Raw genomic sequence first — 15039 nt, 5'->3', positions numbered from 1 at the left:
CCGCATCACGCCTCGCGCAATGCCAATGCCGGTGGCGTGTGCAGGATCCGCCGGGTGCCCAGCCAGCCGGCCAGCAGGCTCAGCGCGATGCCGAGCAGGCCACCCAGCAGCAGGCCCGGCCACGGCGGCAGCAGTGGCAGCTCGAACACCTTCTGCGAGACCGCCACGCCGATGGCAGCAGCTGCGCCCACCGCCAGCAACGCCGCCAGCGTGCCCAGCGCACCGAACTCCACCAGCACCGCGCCGCGCAACTGGTGCCGGGTCGCGCCCAGCGTGCGCAGCACCGCGCTGTCGTAGCGACGCTCGCCGGCCGTGGCCTGTAGTGCGGCCAGCAGCACCAGCACGCCCGCCAGCAGGCTGAACACCATCACCAGCTGCACCGCCTGTGCCACCCGCTCCATCACATCGCGCACCTGCGAGATCACCGCATCCACGTCCAGCAGGGACAGGTTCGGCTGCGCGCGGACCAGCTCGCCCAGTCCGGCTGCCTCGCCGGCCGGCAGATGGAACGCCGACAGCAGGTTGTGCGGCGTATCGCCCACCGCGTTCGGGTTCAGCAGCACGAAGAAGTTCGGCCGGAAGGTGTTCCAGTCCGCCTTTCGCACGCTGGTGACAGTGAACTCGCGTTCCTGCTCGCCCACCGCAATGGTGATGCGGTCACCGGGGTACACGCCGTAGCGCTTGGCCCAGCCGATCTCCACGGATGCCTCGGCAGCGGTGCTGTCCGGCTTCCAGAACGTGCCGTTGACCAGCGTATTTGCCGGCGGGAACGTGCTGCGCCAGCTGAAGTTCAACGGCCGGTTTTCATCGTCGTCGTCGCGCTGGCCTTCGGCCTGTGCCGGTTGCCCCTCCTGCGCGGGCGAGCGGTCCACGCGCAGCGGCGGTTTGCCGTTGATTGCAATCAGGCGGCCGGTGGCCATCGGTTCGATGCTGGCGTCGTGGGCGCCCAGTCCACGCAGCGCGGCCAACACACTGTCGCGCTGCTCGGGCTGGATGTTGATCAGGAAGTAGTTCGGCGTATCCGCCGGTAGCCGCTCGCGCCACTGCTGCAGCAGACCGGGGCCGGTCACCGCCAGCAGCAACAGCGCGCACAGCGACAGCGACAGCCCCACCAGCTGCATCACCGCCAGCATCCGGCGCCGGGTCAGGGCGGCCAGGCCCAGTCGCCAGTTGCCATGCAGGCGGTGCTGCAGGCCGCGCAGCAGCTGCAGCAGCACGAAGCCGAGCACGCCGGCCGCCACCGCCAGCGCGGCCAACCCGCCCAGCACCCACAGCGCCAGCTTGAGATCACCGGTGACCTGCACCGCCAGCAGCAGACTGGCGGCCAAGGCAGCCACGTAGGCCAGCAGCGAGGCCGGTGGCAGGGCGGCGAAGGAACGGTTGAGCACGCGCATCGGCGGCACCCCACGCAGGCGCAGAAGCGGCGGCAGGCCGAAGCCGAACAGCAGCAACAGGCCGATGCCGGCGCCGGTCAGGGCAGGCATCGCTTCCGGCAGCGGCAGGCGTTGTGGCACCAGGCTGCCCAGCACCTGCACAAGGCCTTCCTGCGCAGCCATGCCGAGAGCGATGCCGAGTGCGCAGGCCGGAACCGCCAGCATCAGCAGCTGCAGTGCCAGGCCGAACAGGATGTCGCGCTGGCGGGCACCCAGGCAGCGCAGGATCGCCACCTGGTCGATGCGGCGCAGGGCGAAGCGGTTGGCGGCCAGTGCCGTGGCCACGCCGGCCAGCAGCACCGCCAGCAGTGCGCTCAGGCCGAGGAAGCGCCCGGCCAGGTCGAAGGCCTGGCGCACACCACGCTGGGTGTCGTCCACGCTCAGCAGGCGCAGGCCCTTGACCTGCGGCAGCAACCACTGGCGCAGCGCGGCAATCTGGTCGGCCTGCCCGGCGAACATCAGCCGGTAGTTGATGCGGCTGCCCGGACCGAGCAGGCCGGTGCCTTCCACATCGGCGCGGTTGACCAGCAGGGTGGGGGAAAGCGTAAGCAGGTCGCCGCCGGTATCCGGTTCGGCCTCGATGATGCCGGCGATGCGCAGCGTGCCAGCGCCGAATTCAAGGTCGTCACCGGCTTTCAGTCCCAGGCCCTGCAGCAGGCGCGGGTCGGCATAGGCCTGGCCTTTGGCCGGCATGCCGGCGTTGTCGATCAGGGCGCCCCCGGGCGAGGCCCGCACCCGCAGCGTGCCGCGCAGCGGATAGCCGGCTTCCACGGCCTTGATGCTGGCCATCTGGCTGGCCTCGCCATGGAACAGCACGCTGCCGAAGCTGGCGATGCGGGTATGCGCCAGACTGCGTCGCTGCGCTTCTTCGGCGAAGGCTGCCGGTGGGTCGTCGCGCCCGGCGATGCCGAGGTCACCGCCGAGCATCTCGGCTGCGCTGCCGGTCAGCGCCAGGTTGACCCGGTTCACCAGCGTGCCCACCGCCGTCATCACCGCCACGCCCAGCACCAACGCGGCGAATACGGTCAGCAGATCGCCGGCCAGCGCCTCGCGACGCAGCGCGCGCCATGCATGGCGCAGCAGGTTCATGCGTCGGCCCCGTGCTCGACCGGCAGCAGGCGGCCGTTGTCGATGCGCTGGATGTACTGGCAGCGCTGCGCCAGGCGCAGGTCGTGGGTGACCAGCACAAGCGTCGTGCCGCTGCCGGCGTTGAGTTCGAACAGCAGGTCGCTGATGTGCTGGCCGGTAGCCTGGTCCAGCGAACCGGTGGGTTCATCGGCGAACAGGATGCGCGGGCGGGTGACGAAAGCCCGGGCCAGCGCCACGCGTTGCTGCTCGCCACCGGACAACTGGCGCGGGTAGTGGCGTGCGCGATGGCCCAGGCCGACCTGCGCCAGTACCTCCTCGACGCGTGCGCGGTCCTCGCGCCCGGCCAGCTCCAGCGGCAGCGCGACGTTCTCGGCGGCGGTCAGCGCCGGCAGCAGGTGGAAGCTCTGGAACACGAAGCCGATCTCGCGTGCGCGCAGCTGGGCGCGGGCTTCCTCGTCCAGCGCCGCCAGATCCTGGCCGGCCAGCGCGATGCTGCCGCGGCTGGGCAGGTCAAGGCCGGCCAGCAGGCCGAGCAGGGTGGTCTTGCCGGAACCGGACGCGCCGACGATGGCCACGCTGGTGCCTTCATGGACGGTCAGGGTGATGTTGTCCAGTATGTGGACTTCACCCTCCGGGCCCTGCACGGATTTGCCGACCTGGTCGACGGCGATGGCGACGGGCGCGCTGCGGGAGGACAGGCTGTCGATGAGGAGACTCCAATGTGCAAGACGGGATGGAGCCGGCGAGCCGGCGCGATGATGGTGCTGTTGCTGGGGTTCCTGCTGCTGCCTGGGCTGGCCTCTGCCAAAGGTCCGGCCGGCACGGTGCTGGTGCTCGGCGACAGCCTCAGTGCTGCCCACAATATCCCCGCCGACGCCGGCTGGGTCAGCCTGCTGCAGCAGCGGGTCAGGCAGCAGTCGAAAACACCGGCGCGCATCGTCAATGCCAGCATGAGCGGTGAGACCACCGCCGGCGCGCTGACCCGCCTGCCGGGCCTGCTGGCCAAGGAAAAACCCACCGTAGTGGTGATTGCCCTAGGCGGCAATGACGCACTGCGCGGGCTGACCCCGGCGCAGGTGCAGGGCAACCTGGAAAAGATGGTGCAGGCCAGCCAGAAGGCCGGTGCCAAGGTGTTGCTGCTCGGCATCGATGTGCCGCCCAACTATGGGGCGGGTTATCGCCAGCGGCTGGCGGCGGCCTACAAGGCACTGGCCACGCAGTACAAGGTACCGCTGCTGCCGTTCCTGCTGGAGGGCGTGGCACTGCAGCCGGGGCTGATGCAGGCTGATGGCCTGCACCCGACCGCGCAGGCGCAGCCGAAGGTGCTGGACAACGTCTGGCCATTGCTGCGGCCCCTGCTCTGAACGATTTACATCCCTCTTGACGGAACTTCACATCGCGTCCACCGTCGATCCGGCATGTTTCACAAAGCTGAAGTTAGAGGGAATCACATGCGTCAGACGAAGGAGACCTCCGGCTTGGTGCTGGTGGTCGAAGACAACCGCAACATCTCCGAGATGATCGGGGAATACCTGGAAGGTCGCGGCTTCGAAGTCGACTATGCACAGGACGGCCTGGATGGCTACCGCCTTGCGGCGGAGAACAGCTATGACGTCGTGGTGCTCGACTTGATGTTGCCGCGCCTGGATGGCATCGAAGTGTGCCGTCGCCTGCGCAACGATGCGCGCAAGTCCACCCCGGTGCTGATGCTCACGGCACGCGACACGCTGGATGACAAGCTCACCGGCCTCGGTTTCGGCGCCGATGACTATCTGACCAAGCCGTTCGCGATCCAGGAGCTGGAAGCACGCCTGCGCGCGCTGATCCGTCGCGAACGCCGCCAGGTCGGTTCGGAAGTGCTCAAGGTCGCCGACCTGGTGCTCGATCCGGTCAGCATGCGCGCCACCCGTGCCGGCACCGAGCTGCAGCTGTCGCCGATCGGCCTGCGCCTGCTGACCATCCTGATGCGCGAATCGCCGCGCGTGGTCACCCGCCAGGAGATCGAACGCGAGATCTGGGGCAACGGGCTGCCGGATTCGGACACCCTGCGCAGCCATCTGTACAACCTGCGCAAGATCATCGACAAGCCGTTCGACCGCCCGCTGCTGCACACCGTACAGAGCGCCGGTTACCGCATTGCCGATATCGCCCAGCCGATGGCCTGAGCAGGGCCATCGCCGGTGCAGCAGCAAGCCCGGCCGGGCAACGGCCACGCACCAGGGCAGGGCATGACCGGCAGGCAGTACCGCCGGTCAGCGCCCATGCACGACTACGGCGCGGTGCGCTGCCTATAATCGCAGCGCTCCGACCGGGACCCCGCAATGCCGCACGGCCTGCCGCGCAAGATCCGTATCGCTTTCATCCTGCAGGCAGTGCTGGCCAGCCTGGGCATCCTGCTCGGTGCCTGGCTGGTATCGCTGGTGATCAAGCACAGCCTGGTCGGCGCGGCCCTGCGCGAGGAAGCGGCGTACTTCTGGACGCTGCACGAGGCCTCGCCGGTGCAGCCGCCGCCCAACACCCAGAACATCCGCGGCTACCTGCTGGAAAGCGGGCAGTCGGCGTTGTCGTTGCCGGCCAACCTGCGCAATCTGGAGCCGGGCTTCCACGAACTGCGCAAGGATGACCAGCTGGTACTGGTCGATGTACGCCCGGCCGGTCGCCTGTACCTGGTGTTCCTGCGTTCGCGCGCGGAGATGCTGGCGTTCTGGTTCGGCATCGTGCCGGTGCTGCTGACCCTGCTGGCGGTTTATGGCGCCAGCTGGGTGACCTATCGCGCCTCCAAGCGGCTGGTGTCGCCGGTGAACTGGCTGGCGCGCCGCGTCTCGCGCTGGGACCCGGGCCATCCCGAGGCGGCCGACCTCGAGCCGAACAAGCTGCCGGCGGACATGCAGGGCGAGACCCGGCAGCTGGCTGCCGCACTGCATTCACTGGCCAACCGGGTCAGCGCGCACGTGGCCCGTGAGCGCAACTTCACCCGCGATGCCAGCCATGAGCTGCGCACACCGCTGACCGTGATCCGGGTGGCCAGCGACATGGCGCTGGGCGATGACAGCCTGGAGCCGCGCCTGCGCCGCAGCCTGCAGCGTATCCAGCGCGCCGGGCGTGACATGGAGGCGGTGATCGATGCGTTCCTGATCCTGGCCCGCGAGGCCGATGTCGAGCCGCAGATCGAGCTGTTCGACGTCAACGACATCGTCCGCTACGAGGTGGACAACGCCAACGAGCTGCTGGGTACGCGCTCGGTATCGGTGCACCTGCACAGCGATGGCCCGGTGCAGCTGCATGCGCCGCCGCGGGTGCTGCAGGTGGTGGTCAGCAACCTGGTGCGCAACGCCTGCAGCTACACCGATGAGGGGCGCATCGACGTGCATGTGCACAACGACCGCGTGGTGGTGCGCGATACCGGCATCGGCATGTCCGCCGAGGCGCTGTCGCGCGCGTTCGAGCCGTTCTACCGCGCCGAGCCGAGCCGTCCGCAGGGCACCGGCCTGGGCCTGTCGATCGTGCGCCGGCTGTGCGACCGCTTCGGCTGGAAGGTCAGCTTGGCCAGTGAGCCTGGCAAGGGCACCGAAGCCACGGTGATTTTCCGCTGAGGCGGCACCAGCTGCCTCGGTAGATGCCGACCTTGGTCGGCGAACGCACGCCTCAGTCGCACTTCACCTTCGGCGCCAGCGCCTTGGTCCAGATCGCATAGCCGGCTGGGGTCATATGCAGCATGTCCTCGCGGAACAGCGCCGCGTCCGGCTGTCCATCGGCGCCGAGCATCGGCGTGTAGACGTCGGTGAAGCCGGTATTGGGCAGCCTGGCCAGGGCGACCTTGATCAGCGTGTTGGCTTCGTTGATCGCCGGCAGCAGGTGCGCACGCGACGGGCTCGGTTTGATCGACAGGTACTCCACCTTCGTCTTCGGCAGGTCGCGGTGCACGCGCTGCACGAAGGCGACCACATCGTCGCGCACCTGCACCGCGCTGCGGCCGCTGTTGAGGTCGTTGTCGCCGGCGTAGAAGAACACCTTGCATGGCGCATACGGCACTACGATCTGGCCGGCATACCAGGTGCTGTCGCGCACTTCCGAACCGCCGAAGCCACGGTTGAACACCGGCTGGCCGGGGAAGTCGGTGGCCAGGCTGTCCCACATGCGGATGGAGGAGCTGCCGATGAACTCGATGCCGCCGCGCGGCGGCGGGCTGGTCTGGTCGGCGCTGGCGAAGTGGGCCATGTCGCCGGCCCAGGCCACGTTGGAGACCTGCTCGGGCACGCGCGGCGGCTTGGTCGGGCTCAGCGCCTGGGCCAGGGGGGCGGCGGTCAGCAGGCCCAGCATCAGCAGGCAGGTACGGCGACGGGACATCAGGCGCTCCAGCAGGGAAGGGGACATCCATCATAGGAGCTGGGGCGGGCCCGGGCTTGCCCTTGGCAGGCCATTGGCCAAGCGCTGCCCGGGATGCGGCCGGCGGCCTTGTGGCAAAATGGCGGCCATCTGCCTATCCCTGTGCACCCATGATTCCCTGCCGTGCGTCTGAGCGGTCGCTGCGCCGCGCCCCTGTTGCTGGATGTCTCACCCGTGGCTGATCAGTTCGGCCACATGCCCCGCGGCCCGCGCCGCATCTTCCAGGCCGCCCGCTGGTCCTGGCAGGGCCTGCGCGCTGCCTGGCTGCACGAGTCCTCGTTCCGGCTGGAGGTCTACCTGCTGGTGCTGCTGACCCCGCTCGCGGTCTGGCTGGGCCAGACGCCGGTCGAACGCGCGCTGCTGATCGGCTCGATGCTGCTGGTGCTGGCGATGGAGCTGGCCAATTCGGCCATCGAGGCGGTGATCGAGCGCTACGGCAGCGAGATCCATGAGCTGGCCGGCCGGGCCAAGGACATGGGCTCGGCGGCGGTGTTCATGCTGATGATGAACGTGCTGCTGTGCTGGGGCCTGGTACTGGTGCCGCGCCTGTTCCCGGCCAGCGCCGGCTGATCCTTCTTCCTCCCCCTTGTTGAAGACTTCCCATGTCCCTTGAGTTTCTCGCCGATCCGAACGTCTGGTTGACCTTGTTCACGCTGAGCGCGCTGGAAATCGTGCTCGGTATCGACAACCTGGTATTCATTTCCATCGCGGTCAGCAAGCTGCCCGAGCACCGCCGCCCGTTCGCGCGCCGGCTCGGCATCGCCGTGGCCTGCATCACACGTATCGGCCTGCTGGTGTCGCTGGCGTACCTGGCGCACATGCAGGCGAACCTGTTCACCGTGGCCGGCATGGGCATTTCCATCCGCGACCTGGTGCTGATCGTCGGTGGCCTGTTCCTGATCATCAAGGGCTGGATGGAGATCAAGGAAATGATCACCGGTGGCGAGGATGAGGACCCGAGCACGACCAAGACCTCGGCCGTATTCGGCTACGTGATCGCGCAGATCGCGATCATCGACATCGTGTTCTCGCTGGACTCGGTGATCACTGCCGTCGGCATCGCCGACCACGTGCCGGTGATGGTCGCCGCGATCCTGCTGTCGGTGGCGGTGATGTTGCTGGCGGCCAACCCGCTGGGCCGCTTCATCGATGCCAATCCGACCGTGAAGATGCTGGCCCTGGCCTTCATCCTGCTGATCGGTGCGGTGCTGATCCTGGATGGCCTGGACGTGCACGTGCCCAAGCCCTACATCTACGCCGCGATGGGCTTCTCGGTGCTGGTGGAGTGGCTGAACCTGCTGATGCGCCGCCGCGCGCGCGAACACCACGTGCCGGGTGCCGGCGACTGGTAAGCAGATCACAGGCAAGCGTGTCACCCAGAACCCCCGGCCAGCGCCGGGGGGCTGCGTTGCGAGGCCCACCGCGCTCGCCGGGCATGGCCCGGCGGGGAGGTTCCCGCCAGCTGTGAATTGAGATCAACAGTGTTTTCCCGGGGCGAGGCTTAATCCGGGCCGACAAAGCGCGCAGGCTACGCGCTCTTTTCCAGGACCTGCCCCACGCAGGATGACCTCATGAACTCCAGAGCCGCTCTGCTGGCCCTCGCCGTCGGCGCCTTCGCCATCGGCACCACTGAATTCGCGCCGATGGGCCTGCTGCCTGTCATTGCCGACGGCGTAGGCGTGAACATTCCCACCGCCGGCATGCTGATCACGGCCTATGCCGTGGGCGTCATGCTGGGCGCGCCGGTGATGACCCTGCTGATGGGACGCTTCGGCAAGCGCACTGCGCTGATGCTGCTGATGTCGATCTTCGTGGTCGGCAACCTGCTGTCGGCACTGGCCCCGAACTACGGCCTGCTGTTGTTGTCGCGCCTGGTCACCAGCCTCAATCACGGTGCCTTCTTCGGCATCGGTGCGGTGGTCGCCGCGAGCCTGGTACCGAAGGAAAAGCAGGCGGCCGCCGTGGCGACCATGTTCATGGGCCTGACCATCGCCAACATCGGTGGCGTGCCGCTGGCAACCTGGGTGGGCCAGCAGTTGGGCTGGCGCCTGTCCTTCGCCGGTACTGCGGTGCTGGGCCTGGTGGCGATCACCGCGCTGGGCCTGGCCCTGCCGGCATCCGCGCCTGATGCGCGTCCGGACGTGCGCCGCGAGATGAAGGCGATCCTGCAGCCGCAGGTGCTGCTGGCCATGGCCACCACAGTGCTAGGCGCCGGCGCGATGTTCACCCTCTACACCTACGTGGCGCCGGTGCTGACCGAGCTGACCGGTGCCTCCAACGCCTTCATCGCGATGTCGCTGGCCCTGATCGGCATTGGATTCACTTTCGGCAACGGCATCGGCGGGCGCATGGCCGACTGGTCGCTGGATGGCGCCACCCGCATCCTGCTCGCGGTACTGGCCGTGTTGATGTTCGTGCTGCCGCTGGCCTTCATGAATCACGCCACGGCGGCGCTGGGCGTGCTGCTGTTCGGTGCCGCGACCTTCGCGATCGTGCCGCCGCTGCAGATCCGGGTGATGCAGGCCGCCAGCGAGGCGCCGGGCCTGGCGTCGTCGATCAACGTCGGTGCGTTCAACCTCGGCAATGCACTGGGCGCGGCGCTGGGTGGTGCGGTGATCAGCCTGGGGCTGGGGTACGCGGCGATTCCGGTGGCCGGTGGCCTGCTGGCAGCGTCGGCGCTGCTGCTGGCGTGGCTGGGGCGTGCGCGCGCCCCGGTGGCTGAGGCCTGTTGAACGGTGTGGGGTTCCGGCAGGGCTTGCAGCCCTGCACCCGCAGAATCCAGAGCAACAGCAACAGCCCGCATTCCGTGGGTTGGCGGGGTGGGTCAGCTTGCGGGGGACGCTGCAAGTACGTCCCTGTAAGCTCGGTCGCGCCATCCATGGCGCTCACGCCCCCGCAAGCTGACCCACCCCGCCTTCGACAGGTTCCTGCGATCTGTTGGAACCTGCTGCTGATGGTGGGTGCCGACCGTTGGTCGGCACGAATGCCTGGAGCATGGGCTTTCGCTTTTGCTCTTTTTTGATCTTCCCGCAGTGCGCAGGAAACCGTCCGTGGCCGGGAGGGTGAGTGGGCTGGGGGCGTAAGCGCCATGGATGGCGCGCCCGAGCCTACAAGGACGTATTCACGGCGTCCCCCAGCCCACTCACCCTCCCGGCCCACCCCGATATCCAGCAGACATGACCACCGCGGAGGGGGCGGCGCCCGATGGCCGATCTTTCACCCCATCCGTGGCATGCTCGGCGCTCAGTCCACCCGGAACCTCCGCCATGCGCCTGTTCACCCGCGTCCTGCCCTTGATGCTGCTGGCCTCCCTGCTCTCCGGCTGCGGCTACAACGCCATCCAGCAGAAGGATGAAGCGGTCAAGGCCAGCTGGTCCGAAGTGCTCAACCAGTACAAGCGCCGCGCCGACCTGGTACCCAACCTGGTGCAGACCGTGAAAGGCTTTGCCAGCCAGGAAGAGCGCGTGCTGACCGAAGTCACCAACGCCCGCTCGCGGGTCGGCCAGATCAACGTCAACGCCGACGACGAAGCCTCGCTCAAGCAGTTCCAGCAGGCCCAGGGCGAACTCGGCAGTGCGTTGTCGCGGCTGCTGGTGGTCACCGAGAACTACCCGGTGCTCAAGTCCGACCAGAACTTCCGCGATCTGCAGGCGCAGCTGGAAGGTACCGAGAACCGTATCACCGTTGCCCGCGGTCGCTACATCCAGCAGGTGCAGGACTACAACACCTACATCCGCTCGTTCCCGCAGGTGATCACCGCCAAGATCTTCGGCTACAAGACCAAGCCGAACTTCACCGTGGACAACGAAGCGCAGATCTCCAACGCGCCGGCGGTGGATTTCGGCAGCGCGCCGCAGCAGCAGCCGGCTCCGCAGCCGGGCCACTGACCCATGCGCCTGGCCACTGCGCTGCTGGCCCTGCTGCTGTGGCTGCCGTTGGCGTCGCAGGCCCAGCAGCTGGCACCGATTCCGGCGCTGGACTCGCCGGTGGTCGATACCACCGGAACGCTGGATGCCGCGCAGAAGCAGGCGCTGGTGCAGCAGGCGCTGGACCTGCAGCAGCGCAAGGGCAGCCAGCTGCAGGTGCTGGTGGTGCCTACCACCCAGCCGGAGGACATCGCGCAGTACACCACGCGGGTCTTCGACCAGTGGCAGATCGGCCGCAAGGGCGTGGATGACGGCGTGCTGCTGGTGGTGGCCAAGGACGACCGGCGCGTACGCATCGAACCGGGCTACGGCCTGGAGGGTGCCATTCCCGATGCCATCGCCAACCGGGTCATCCAGGAATACCTGGTGCCGCGCTTCCGAGCGGGCGACTACGCCGGTGGCATCACCGATGCCACCGCGGTACTGGTGAAGATCGTCGATGGCGAGGCACTGCCCACGCCGGTCAGCGGCCAGCGGGCCCGCGAGCCCGACGGTGGCGGCGATACCTGGTTCCTGGCCCTGTTCATCGGTGTATTCGCTGGCAGCATCCTGCGCGGCGTGTTCTCGCGCGTGCCGCGCCCGCTGCGTGGCCTGCTGGGCGGTGCTGGTGCCGCACTGGCGGCGTTCCTGTTCACCTCCACCCTGCTGGCCAGTGGCCTGGCGGGCATCGTCGGCCTGATCGTCGCCATGCTGTCCGGCCATCCCGGGCGCTTTGCCGGTGGTGGAGGATGGGGTGGTGGCAGCTGGGGCGGCGGAGGCGGATTCGGCGGGGGCGGTGGATTCGGTGGTGGCGGCTGGGGCGGTGGTGGTGGCCGTTCCGGCGGCGGCGGTGCTTCGGGAGGCTGGTGATGATCCAACGTCTGTGTCGCCACGTGTTTTCGCCGTCGGTGCGGCGTGCGTTCCCGCCGGCCACGCTGCAGGCGATCACCGAGGCCATCGCCGCCGGTGAGCAGCGCCATGGTGGCCAGGTGATGTTCGCGGTCGAAGCCGACCTGCCGTGGGCCGCGTTGTGGCACAAAGTGACCCCGCGCCAGGCCGCCGAACACGCCTTCGCCCGCCTGCGTACCTGGGACACAGCCTACAACAACGGCGTGCTGATCTACCTGCTGCTGGCCGATCACGCGATCGAGATCGTCGCCGACCGCGGCCTGCACGGCCGGGTCAGCCCGGCGCAGTGGCAGCGGGTCTGCACCCATCTGCGCGAGGGCCTGCGCGGGTCCAATCCCGTGGAAGCGCTGCAGGATGCGATCGACGAGGTCTCCAGCCTGCTGGAAGGGCACTTTCCGGCCTCGGCGCGGTCCGATCAGGACGGCCTGCCGGACACGCCGCAGATCCTGGGCTGAAGCCCGGCAATCGGGCGACGGCGGCCACCACGAGGCCGCTCCCGGGCGGCGCTAGAATATCGGCATCCCTGCAAGGCGCCCTTCATGATCTATTTCCACGACATCGACCCCATCGCCCTCTCGTTGGGACCGATCAAGGTGCACTGGTACGGCATCATGTACCTGCTCGGCTTCACCGCCGCCTGGCTGCTGGGGCGCAAGCGGATCGCCGACGGGCGCCTGCCGGGCGTCGACGCCAACGGCTTCTCCGACCTGCTGTTCTACGCCATGCTCGGCGTAGTGCTGGGCGGGCGCATCGGCTACATGCTGTTCTACGCGCTGGGCGATTTCCTGCACAACCCGCTGCTGCTGTTCAAGGTGTGGGATGGCGGCATGAGCTTCCACGGTGGCCTGCTCGGCGTGATCGCGGCCTGCTGGTGGTGGTCGCGCAAGCATGCGCTGCACTTCTTCGACACCATGGATTTCATGGCGCCGCTGGTGCCGCTGGGCCTGGGCTTTGGCCGCATCGGCAACTTCATCGGCGCCGAGCTGTGGGGCAAGTACACCGACGGCAGCTGGGGCGTGGTGTTCCCGTCCGGCCTGCCGGCACCGTTGAACCAGCTCGACCACGCCACCCTGCAGGCGCAGTTCGCCAGCGGTGCGCTGAACCAGTTCGCGCGCCATCCCTCGCAGCTGTATGAAGCGTTGCTGGAAGGCCTGGTGATGTTCGTTGTGCTGTGGGCGGTGTCGGCCAAGCCGCGCCATCGTTACCTGGTGGGTGGCCTGTTCGCACTGCTGTACGGCGTCTTCCGCTTCGCGGTGGAATTCGTGCGCATGCCGGACAACGGCGTCTACGTGGCCTTCGGCTGGCTGACCAAGGGCCAGATCCTGTGCGTGCCGCTGATCGTCTTCGGCCTGGGGTTGCTGGCGATGTCGCGCCGCGCGCCGGTGCTGCAGCCGCAGCTGCCGGTGACTGCCGAGGGCAAGGCATGAAGGCTTACCTGGACCTGCTCTCGCACGTGCTTGAGCACGGCGCCGAGAAGAGCGACCGCACCGGTACCGGCACCCGCAGCGTGTTCGGCTGGCAGATGCGCTTCAACCTGGCAGACGGTTTCCCGCTGGTCACCACCAAGAAGCTGCACCTGCGCTCGATCATCCACGAGCTGCTGTGGTTCCTGAAGGGCGACACCAACATCGGCTATCTGAAGGACAACCAGGTACGGATCTGGGACGAGTGGGCCGACGAGAACGGCGACCTCGGCCCGGTCTACGGCAAGCAGTGGCGCAGCTGGGCCACTGCCGATGGCGGTGAGATCGACCAGATGCAGTGGCTGGTGGATGAGATCAAGCGCAACCCGGATTCGCGTCGGCTGGTGGTCAGCGCCTGGAACGTGGGCGAGCTCTCGCAGATGGCGCTGATGCCGTGCCACAACCTGTTCCAGTTCTACGTGGTGGACGGCAAGCTCAGCTGCCAGCTGTACCAGCGCAGCGGCGACATCTTCCTCGGTGTGCCGTTCAACATCGCCAGCTACGCGCTGCTGACCCACATGGTGGCGCAGGCCACCGGCCTGGGCGTGGGCGACTTTGTGCACACGCTGGGCGATGCGCACCTGTATTCGAACCACTTCGAGCAGGCCCGCGAGCAGCTGTCGCGTGAACCGCGCGCGCTGCCGACGCTGTGGTTGAACCCGGAGGTGACCGATCTGTTCGGCTTCCAGTTCGACGACATCCGCATCGACGGCTACGATCCGCATCCGGCGATCAAGGCGCCGGTGGCGGTATGAGCGCGCGCATGCTTTCCCGCTGCCTGTTGGCGCTGTGCGTTGCGCTCCCTCTGGGCATGGCCCAGGCCGCAGCGGCGGATACACTGTCGCTGGCCAGGCAGGTCAATGAGCAGATCGTGCACAAGCACATGCGCGAGGAAGTGCAGGCGTTCGCCGGAGCATTCAACGGCAGCACGATGCTGCCTCAGGATGTGCCGGCAGGGTGCCGGGCGCAGATGCGTGAGGCGGTAACCGGCATGTACGCGGCGATGACCGAGCACCTGAAGGCGGGTGTCGAGGATCCGGCCTATCAGCGTGAGCTTGAACAGCGCCTGGCCACCGTCTACTCCAGCGACCAGCTGAAGGCGTTCCTCGCGCGTGGTGCCGGCACCGACAATGCGGCGTTGTCGGCGGAGATCCTGTCGGGGCCGGGCCTGAAGGAGATCGAGGAAGCGCAGAAGCAGAAGATCATCAGCGGCCTGGATGAGCAGTCCACGTCGAGTCCGGCGCTGGCTGCAGCATTGCGGGCCGCCAGTGCCGCGAACGCTGCCTGCGAACGCCTGCAGATCGACGCCAGCTGAGGAGAGCGCACTGATGAAGCTGTCGATGATCGTGGCGCTGGACCGCAACCGTGGCATCGGCCAGGGCAATGCCATGCCCTGGCATCTGCCGGATGATTTCAAGCACTTCAAGGCGCTCACCCTGGGCAAGCCGATCCTGATGGGGCGCAAGACCGCCGAATCGATCGGCCGTGTGCTGCCGGGGCGGACCAACCTGGTGCTGACCCGCAGCAGCCAGGTGCCGTTCGAGGGCATGCGCGCGGTGGCGTCGCTGGACGAGGCGAAGGCGATTGCCGAAGGCGAGGGCGCCAGCGAACTGTGCATCATCGGTGGCGGCGAGATCTTCCGTCAGCTGCTGGGCCAGGCCAGCGACCTGTACCTGACCTGGGTCGATGCCGAAGTGCCTGCCGATACCCACTTCCCCGAGGTGGACGCGCGTGACTGGCGGGAAGTGAGCAGCGAGCCGCACGCGGCCGACGAACGCCACGCCTACGCGTTCCGCTTCGTGCACTACGTGCGCCGTTGACCGCCGCGCATCTGTAGAGCCGAGCCATGCTCGG

At 67.9% G+C, this 15039-nt stretch carries 16 protein-coding genes; 13 read left to right on the top strand and 3 right to left on the bottom strand.

Going from position 1 to position 15039, the window contains the following annotated elements; genetic code table 11:
- Positions 1 to 5: 5 nt before the first annotated feature.
- Complete coding sequence (locus V9K93_RS10420; RefSeq protein WP_337302517.1) at positions 6 to 2522, bottom strand: ABC transporter permease; 2517 nt, start codon at positions 2520 to 2522, stop codon at positions 6 to 8.
- A complete protein-coding gene (locus V9K93_RS10415) occupies positions 2519 to 3166 on the bottom strand; it encodes an ABC transporter ATP-binding protein (protein WP_253079231.1) in 648 nt (215 codons plus the stop codon). Before V9K93_RS10415 ends, V9K93_RS10420 begins: the two co-directional genes overlap by 4 nt.
- 75 nt (positions 3167 to 3241) lie before the next feature.
- Between V9K93_RS10415 and V9K93_RS10410 the strand changes: the two genes are divergently transcribed.
- From V9K93_RS10410 to V9K93_RS10400, 3 genes are all read left to right on the top strand, one after another.
- Entirely contained in the window at positions 3242 to 3886 is a 645-nt protein-coding gene (locus V9K93_RS10410; protein ID WP_046982734.1) for an arylesterase, read from the top strand.
- An 87-nt stretch (positions 3887 to 3973) separates the two neighbouring features.
- Positions 3974 to 4687: a response regulator transcription factor gene (locus tag V9K93_RS10405; protein WP_002811889.1), complete on the top strand. Its 714-nt coding sequence runs from the start codon at positions 3974 to 3976 to the stop codon at positions 4685 to 4687.
- A gap of 156 nt (positions 4688 to 4843) precedes the next feature.
- Positions 4844 to 6115: a sensor histidine kinase gene (locus tag V9K93_RS10400; protein ID WP_046982735.1), complete on the top strand. Its 1272-nt coding sequence runs from the start codon at positions 4844 to 4846 to the stop codon at positions 6113 to 6115.
- A 52-nt stretch (positions 6116 to 6167) separates the two neighbouring features.
- On the opposite strand, the gene V9K93_RS10395 is transcribed toward V9K93_RS10400, so the two are convergent.
- A complete protein-coding gene (locus V9K93_RS10395; protein WP_136638880.1) occupies positions 6168 to 6869 on the bottom strand; it encodes an SGNH/GDSL hydrolase family protein in 702 nt (233 codons plus the stop codon).
- A gap of 213 nt (positions 6870 to 7082) precedes the next feature.
- Here V9K93_RS10395 and V9K93_RS10390 point away from each other — a divergent pair, with 213 nt between their 5' ends.
- From V9K93_RS10390 to V9K93_RS10345, 10 genes are all read left to right on the top strand, one after another.
- A complete protein-coding gene (locus V9K93_RS10390) occupies positions 7083 to 7478 on the top strand; it encodes a diacylglycerol kinase (RefSeq protein WP_088480332.1) in 396 nt (131 codons plus the stop codon).
- 32 nt (positions 7479 to 7510) lie between these two features.
- A complete protein-coding gene (locus V9K93_RS10385) occupies positions 7511 to 8260 on the top strand; it encodes a TerC family protein (protein ID WP_012510092.1) in 750 nt (249 codons plus the stop codon).
- A 219-nt stretch (positions 8261 to 8479) separates the two neighbouring features.
- Positions 8480 to 9640 (top strand): MFS transporter, encoded by a 1161-nt coding sequence (locus V9K93_RS10380; protein WP_136638881.1) that lies wholly within the window; start codon positions 8480 to 8482, stop codon positions 9638 to 9640.
- A 534-nt stretch (positions 9641 to 10174) separates the two neighbouring features.
- A complete protein-coding gene (locus tag V9K93_RS10375) occupies positions 10175 to 10795 on the top strand; it encodes a LemA family protein (protein ID WP_012510094.1) in 621 nt (206 codons plus the stop codon).
- 3 nt (positions 10796 to 10798) lie between these two features.
- Entirely contained in the window at positions 10799 to 11683 is an 885-nt protein-coding gene (locus V9K93_RS10370) for a TPM domain-containing protein (RefSeq protein ID WP_253079228.1), read from the top strand.
- A complete protein-coding gene (locus tag V9K93_RS10365) occupies positions 11683 to 12177 on the top strand; it encodes a TPM domain-containing protein (protein ID WP_337302516.1) in 495 nt (164 codons plus the stop codon). The genes V9K93_RS10370 and V9K93_RS10365 overlap by 1 nt, the downstream gene beginning before the upstream one ends.
- An 84-nt stretch (positions 12178 to 12261) precedes the next feature.
- Entirely contained in the window at positions 12262 to 13149 is an 888-nt protein-coding gene (gene lgt / locus V9K93_RS10360; RefSeq protein WP_337302515.1) for a prolipoprotein diacylglyceryl transferase, read from the top strand.
- Positions 13146 to 13940, top strand: a complete 795-nt coding sequence (locus V9K93_RS10355; protein ID WP_049398135.1) for a thymidylate synthase — start codon at positions 13146 to 13148, stop codon at positions 13938 to 13940. Before lgt ends, V9K93_RS10355 begins: the two co-directional genes overlap by 4 nt.
- Positions 13941 to 13948: 8 nt before the next feature.
- Positions 13949 to 14500, top strand: a complete 552-nt coding sequence (locus V9K93_RS10350; protein ID WP_046984902.1) for a hypothetical protein — start codon at positions 13949 to 13951, stop codon at positions 14498 to 14500.
- Positions 14501 to 14513: 13 nt separating this feature from the next.
- Complete coding sequence (locus tag V9K93_RS10345; RefSeq protein WP_046984885.1) at positions 14514 to 15005, top strand: dihydrofolate reductase; 492 nt, start codon at positions 14514 to 14516, stop codon at positions 15003 to 15005.
- Positions 15006 to 15039: the final 34 nt, after the last annotated feature.

The sequence above is a fragment of the Stenotrophomonas sp. CCNWLW162 genome (genome assembly GCF_037203745.1).
GTDB lineage: Bacteria > Pseudomonadota > Gammaproteobacteria > Xanthomonadales > Xanthomonadaceae > Stenotrophomonas > Stenotrophomonas maltophilia_AQ.
This window is presented reverse-complemented; position numbering and strand designations above follow the sequence as displayed.

Coding starts and splice junctions, on each gene's coding strand:
- V9K93_RS10370 (WP_253079228.1), top strand. CDS start 10,799: ATGCGCCTGGCCACTGCGCTGCTGGCCCTGCTGCTGTGGCTGCCGTTG.
- V9K93_RS10375 (WP_012510094.1), top strand. CDS start 10,175: ATGCGCCTGTTCACCCGCGTCCTGCCCTTGATGCTGCTGGCCTCCCTG.
- V9K93_RS10420 (WP_337302517.1), bottom strand. CDS start 2,522: ATGAACCTGCTGCGCCATGCATGGCGCGCGCTGCGTCGCGAGGCGCTG.
- V9K93_RS10380 (WP_136638881.1), top strand. CDS start 8,480: ATGAACTCCAGAGCCGCTCTGCTGGCCCTCGCCGTCGGCGCCTTCGCC.
- V9K93_RS10400 (WP_046982735.1), top strand. CDS start 4,844: ATGCCGCACGGCCTGCCGCGCAAGATCCGTATCGCTTTCATCCTGCAG.
- V9K93_RS10405 (WP_002811889.1), top strand. CDS start 3,974: ATGCGTCAGACGAAGGAGACCTCCGGCTTGGTGCTGGTGGTCGAAGAC.
- V9K93_RS10355 (WP_049398135.1), top strand. CDS start 13,146: ATGAAGGCTTACCTGGACCTGCTCTCGCACGTGCTTGAGCACGGCGCC.
- V9K93_RS10385 (WP_012510092.1), top strand. CDS start 7,511: ATGTCCCTTGAGTTTCTCGCCGATCCGAACGTCTGGTTGACCTTGTTC.
- V9K93_RS10395 (WP_136638880.1), bottom strand. CDS start 6,869: ATGTCCCGTCGCCGTACCTGCCTGCTGATGCTGGGCCTGCTGACCGCC.
- V9K93_RS10345 (WP_046984885.1), top strand. CDS start 14,514: ATGAAGCTGTCGATGATCGTGGCGCTGGACCGCAACCGTGGCATCGGC.
- lgt (WP_337302515.1), top strand. CDS start 12,262: ATGATCTATTTCCACGACATCGACCCCATCGCCCTCTCGTTGGGACCG.
- V9K93_RS10350 (WP_046984902.1), top strand. CDS start 13,949: ATGCTTTCCCGCTGCCTGTTGGCGCTGTGCGTTGCGCTCCCTCTGGGC.
- V9K93_RS10410 (WP_046982734.1), top strand. CDS start 3,242: ATGTGCAAGACGGGATGGAGCCGGCGAGCCGGCGCGATGATGGTGCTG.
- V9K93_RS10365 (WP_337302516.1), top strand. CDS start 11,683: ATGATCCAACGTCTGTGTCGCCACGTGTTTTCGCCGTCGGTGCGGCGT.